The organism is Gelidibacter sp. (assembly GCF_039916245.1).
Taxonomy (GTDB): Bacteria; Bacteroidota; Bacteroidia; order Flavobacteriales; family Flavobacteriaceae; genus Gelidibacter.
In genome coordinates this window covers 1-4,689 of sequence record NZ_JBDSLS010000077.1, presented here as the reverse complement: position 1 = coordinate 4,689, position 4,689 = coordinate 1, and the positions used below count along the sequence as shown (strand labels likewise).

The following is a 4,689-nucleotide window of genomic DNA, read 5'->3' as shown; positions in this document are numbered from 1 at the left end:
CTCCTTTTAAAGGAGGAGTGGCTTCAATTCCAGAAAAGGAATTGAAGTCGAGGTGGTTTATTTTTTTTTAATTAAACCCTTCCGTCTTCATCCTGTTTTCTGGGGATGAAGCCACCTTCCCTTCATTTCGACAAGCTCAATGATCGAGGAAGGAGTTTATTGAGTTTTACAATTCAAAATAGGTGTTTAAATTTTCTATAATTTCTGAATTCTCTTTCCTTTCATTTCGACAAGCTCAATGTACGAGGAAAGGATTTTTTATATTCACGATTAATATAAAAATATCAACTCTTAATGAATCTTCCGAATTTGCGTTAAGGATGGAGGCATTGTCGGAGCTCCTCGAAGAGAGCGACTGCCGACAGCCTGACCCGCTAGGGGAACGCCCAAATACTAAAGATTAAAGTGTTTGATATAAGTTTCCAAATCCTTATCCCCACGCCCTGAAAGGCTGACCACGATGATATCATCTGGTTGAAACTTTTTATGTTCAAAAACAGCTAAGGCATGCGAGCTTTCAATGGCGGGAATGATGCCTTCCATTTTGCATAATTCCATGCCCGCGTTCATTGCGTCATCATCGGTAATAGCTATAAATTCTGCACGGCCGCTTTTGAACAAATGAGCGTGCATCGGGCCGACACCAGGATAATCCAAACCGGCGGAAATACTATAAGGTTCTGTGATTTGTCCGTCAGGAGTTTGCATCAACAGTGTTTTACTGCCATGGATAATGCCTTCGTTTCCGAGTACTGATGTGGCAGCACTTTCGCCGGAGTGCACGCCTTTTCCGGCGGCTTCGGCAGCAATGAGTTTAACCTCTGTATCGTCCAAAAAGTGATAGAATGCCCCGGCTGCATTACTGCCACCACCAACGCATGCCACGACATAGTCTGGTTTGGTAGTGCCTTCTTTTTCCTTGAGTTGCCATTGGATTTCCTCAGAAACAACTGCTTGAAAACGCGCGACCATATCGGGATAAGGATGCGGACCAACCACACTACCGATAATATAATGGGTGTCGACAGGATTGTTAATCCAATCGCGAATGGCCTCGTTAGTCGCGTCTTTTAAGGTGCGACTTCCCGAAAGTGCGGGAACTACTGTTGCGCCCAACATCTTCATTCGGGCAACGTTTGGCGCTTGACGGGCAATGTCGATTTCGCCCATATACACAATGCATTCCAAGCCCATTAGTGCGCAAACAGTTGCTGTTGCCACACCATGTTGACCAGCGCCAGTTTCAGCGATGATGCGGTGTTTTCCGAGGCGTTTGGCCATCAGAATCTGTCCAATGGTATTGTTGATTTTGTGCGCACCTGTATGATTCAGGTCCTCGCGCTTTAAGTAAATCTTGGTATTGTACTTCGCGCTCAATCGCTTTGCGAAATAGAGTGGGGAAGGGCGGCCAACGTAATCCTTAAGCAAGGCATTGAATTCTTCCTGGAATTCTGGCTCAGCCATAACTTTGAGATAGTTTTGACGTAATTCTTCCACATTTGGATAGAGCATTTCTGGAATGTATGCGCCTCCAAATTCGCCGTAATAACCTTTGTTGTTGATGTTGTATGTCATAGTCTTCATTCACGAGAAGGCGGGAAACCGTTAGGTTCAGCGCAGCTAATCTCCTATTTTATTGGTTCAAAAGACCTCACAGGTTTTCCAAATCTGTGAGGTCTGGTTTAATTCTATTTTTAAATTCTTTTAATGATGTGATATTCTTTAGTCCAGGTTCAATTTCAAATTTGCTATTCACATCGATGGCATGGCAAAATTGGGATTCCTGCCTTCGCAGGAATTCGTTGATGTTATCAACTTCCTCCAAACCAATTCCGCCACTTAAAAAGTAAGGTTTGGTTGAAGGATAGTTTTTTAATACTTCCCAATTAAAGGTATAGCCATTACCTCCTGGTAATTGTCCTTTGGTATCAAACAAAAAGTAATCGCATACCGATTCATAAGGTTTTAAATGTTCAAAATTGAAATGGTCTTTGATTGAGAAAACTTTAATAATTCCTGCGAAGGCAGGAATCTCATTGTCATTGCGAGCGGAGCGTGGCAATCTGGAGATTACTTCATCGTTGTCCTCCTTGAAATGACGTTTCAGTTCCTCGCAAAACCCCACTGTTTCCTCCCCGTGCAACTGAACTAAATCTAAACCATAATGTTCTACTTTTACTACAATCTCCTCAATAGATGCATTCACAAAAACACCAACTTTCTTGATGTTTTTAGGCAACTTCGGAATGATGCCATTGAAAAAACGAGAGGATTTCTCATAAAATATAAACCCAAGATAATCTGGTTGAAGCTCAGCAATATCAGTAATGTTATTCTGATATTTCATACCACAAATTTTGATCCTTACCCCAGCCCTTTCAGAAAGAGAGGGGTTTTGATTTGGAGTTTTTATGATGATTTTGCTGTTCATTTAACTTTAGGTTATTCTCTAATTTATTGTAATTCTTTTATAAAAGTCCTTGCACTTTCTCCCGCATTATCGGTTTTCATGAAGTTTTCTCCAATTAAAAAGCCTCGGTATCCATAAGGTTTCAACGCTTTGATTGCTTCAATATTACTTATGCCACTTTCTGATATTTTTAAAAAGTCATTAGGAATTAACGAGCTTAAATGTTTGCTGGTTTCCAAACTGACTTCAAATGTTTTTAAGTTTCTGTTATTAACACCAATCATATCTAAACTAGGCATAACGGATTTGTTTAGTTCATCTTCATTATGGATTTCTAAAAGCACTTCGAGGTTTAGGCCTTTTGCCAATTCTGAAAATTGTTTAATTTCTACTTTGGATAAAATAGACGCAATGAGCAAAATGACATCGGCACCGTAAGCTTTGGCTTCCAAGATTTGGTAGGGATGGATGATGAATTCTTTACGCAACAAAGGCAATTGACAACTGGCTCTTGCCAAAAGTAAATCGTCCAACGAGCCGCCAAAGTATTTAGCATCGGTTAAAACTGACATTCCGCAAACTCCAGCATTCTCATATCCTTGTGCTACGTCAAACACATTCAGGTTTTGATTGATAACCGATTTTGATTGCGAACGGCGTTTGTGTTCGGCAATAATACCCGACGTACTATTTCTGAGTCTTTCTGTTAGAGAAACTGTATCGCGTTCAAACAACACCGATTGTTCCAATTGTGACGTAGGAATGAGCGATCTTCTTAAATCAACTTCTTTGCGTTTGTCTGCGACGATATGGTCTAATATATTCATGTTTTTCAGTCTGAAGTCTGCAGTCATCAGTATTCAGTAGGTCGGATTGCTTACTGAATACTGAAGACTGGGGACTAAATTTTACTTATTTCAACTAATATTTCAAATTTTGCTTTTGCTTTTCCGCTTAACAAAGATTCTTTTGCAGCTTCAAAACTATCTTCTACCGATTTATTGGTAGTCGTAGCAATAGCCATTGCAGCATTGGCACAAACGACATTGTTTTGCGCTTCTCTACCTTGGCCATTTAATATTTGTGTAAATATTTTTGCGGCATCTTCTACAGAATCCCCGCCGTAAATATCACTTTGTGCTAGAGTGTTCACTCCAAAAAAATCGGGAGTGATGATAGTTTCAGAGGTATTTCTAATCACTTTGGTTGGTCCGGTCAAGGAAATTTCATCATAGCCATCCAAAGCATGTAGAATGGTATAGTTGATATCTGTGTTTTGGTAGAGATAGCTATACATTCTTAGCAATTCCAAATTAAATACACCGACCAATTGGTTTTTTGGAAATGCCGGATTTACCATAGGACCCAACATATTAAAAAAGGTTTTTACAGCCAAATCCATCCGAATCGGCGCTACATTTTTCATCGCAGGATGAAAAAGCGGGGCGTGCAATACGCAAATGCCAGCTTCGTCCAAAGAACGTTTCAAAAAATCGATATCAGAAGTGAATTTTATGCCCAAATATTCCATGACATTGGAAGAGCCACAAGCAGAAGAAACACCATAATTGCCATGTTTGGTAACATTGACACCGGCGCCTGCCGTCACAAATGAGGCCAAGGTTGAAATGTTAAACGTATCTTTTCCATCGCCGCCAGTACCACATAAATCGATGCCATTGTAGTCGTCTAAATCGACGTGCAAGCACAATTCTAAAAGGGCATCCCTAAAACCTTGCAGTTCTTCGATGGTCACGCTTCGCATCATGTAAACTGTTAGGAAGGATGCAATTTGGCTTTGATTATAGTCGCCTTTTGAAATATTAACCAAGACGTGTTTGGCTTCTTCGCTAGAGATGCTTTCTTGGTTGATGAGTCTGTTGAGTATGTGTTTCATAATATTAAAGTCTGCAGTTTGCAGTCGGCAGTCTTCAGTCTTCGGCTAGATCATGATTTGACTCCCAACTGAAGACTGAAAACTGCTTACTGATTTATCCAATTTTCCAAAATCTTCTTTCCATGAGGTGTTAATACCGATTCTGGATGGTATTGAACCCCTTTTAAATCGTACACTTTATGACGTAAGGACATCACTTGGCCGTTCTCATCAAAGGAAGTGGCTTCCAATACTTCTGGTAATTTCGGATCGACCACCCAAGAATGATAACGCCCAACTTCAATGGTTTTATCCAAGCCGTTGAAAAGTGATTCGTCCGTAACGCAACTGGTTACTTTAGTGGCCACACCATGATACACTGAATCCAAATTGATCAAAGTGC

At 40.5% G+C, this 4,689-nt stretch carries 5 protein-coding genes; all 5 read right to left on the bottom strand.

What is annotated here, in order from left to right; translation table 11 throughout:
* Window positions 1–393 precede the first annotated feature (393 nt).
* A complete protein-coding gene (gene trpB / locus ABIQ28_RS03695) occupies window positions 394–1,575 on the bottom strand; it encodes a tryptophan synthase subunit beta (protein WP_348035402.1) in 1,182 nt (393 codons plus the stop codon).
* A 76-nt stretch (window positions 1,576–1,651) separates the two neighbouring features.
* On the bottom strand, window positions 1,652–2,347 hold the full coding sequence (locus ABIQ28_RS03690; RefSeq protein WP_348035401.1) for a phosphoribosylanthranilate isomerase: 696 nt from the start codon (window positions 2,345–2,347) through the stop codon (window positions 1,652–1,654).
* Between the two features lie 107 nt (window positions 2,348–2,454).
* Window positions 2,455–3,237: an indole-3-glycerol phosphate synthase TrpC gene (gene trpC / locus ABIQ28_RS03685; RefSeq protein WP_348035400.1), complete on the bottom strand. Its 783-nt coding sequence runs from the start codon at window positions 3,235–3,237 to the stop codon at window positions 2,455–2,457.
* Window positions 3,238–3,311: 74 nt separating this feature from the next.
* A complete protein-coding gene (gene trpD, locus ABIQ28_RS03680; protein WP_348035399.1) occupies window positions 3,312–4,307 on the bottom strand; it encodes an anthranilate phosphoribosyltransferase in 996 nt (331 codons plus the stop codon).
* A gap of 86 nt (window positions 4,308–4,393) precedes the next feature.
* Window positions 4,394–4,689: aminodeoxychorismate/anthranilate synthase component II (locus ABIQ28_RS03675; protein ID WP_348035398.1), on the bottom strand; the 296-nt coding region annotated here is incomplete at its 5' end.

Bases quoted from the DNA above. Each gene is read 5' to 3' on its own strand.
- trpB (WP_348035402.1), bottom strand. From the start codon at position 1,575: ATGACATACAACATCAACAACAAAGGTTATTACGGCGAATTTGGAGGC.
- ABIQ28_RS03690 (WP_348035401.1), bottom strand. From the start codon at position 2,347: ATGAAATATCAGAATAACATTACTGATATTGCTGAGCTTCAACCAGAT.
- trpD (WP_348035399.1), bottom strand. From the start codon at position 4,307: ATGAAACACATACTCAACAGACTCATCAACCAAGAAAGCATCTCTAGC.
- trpC (WP_348035400.1), bottom strand. From the start codon at position 3,237: ATGAATATATTAGACCATATCGTCGCAGACAAACGCAAAGAAGTTGAT.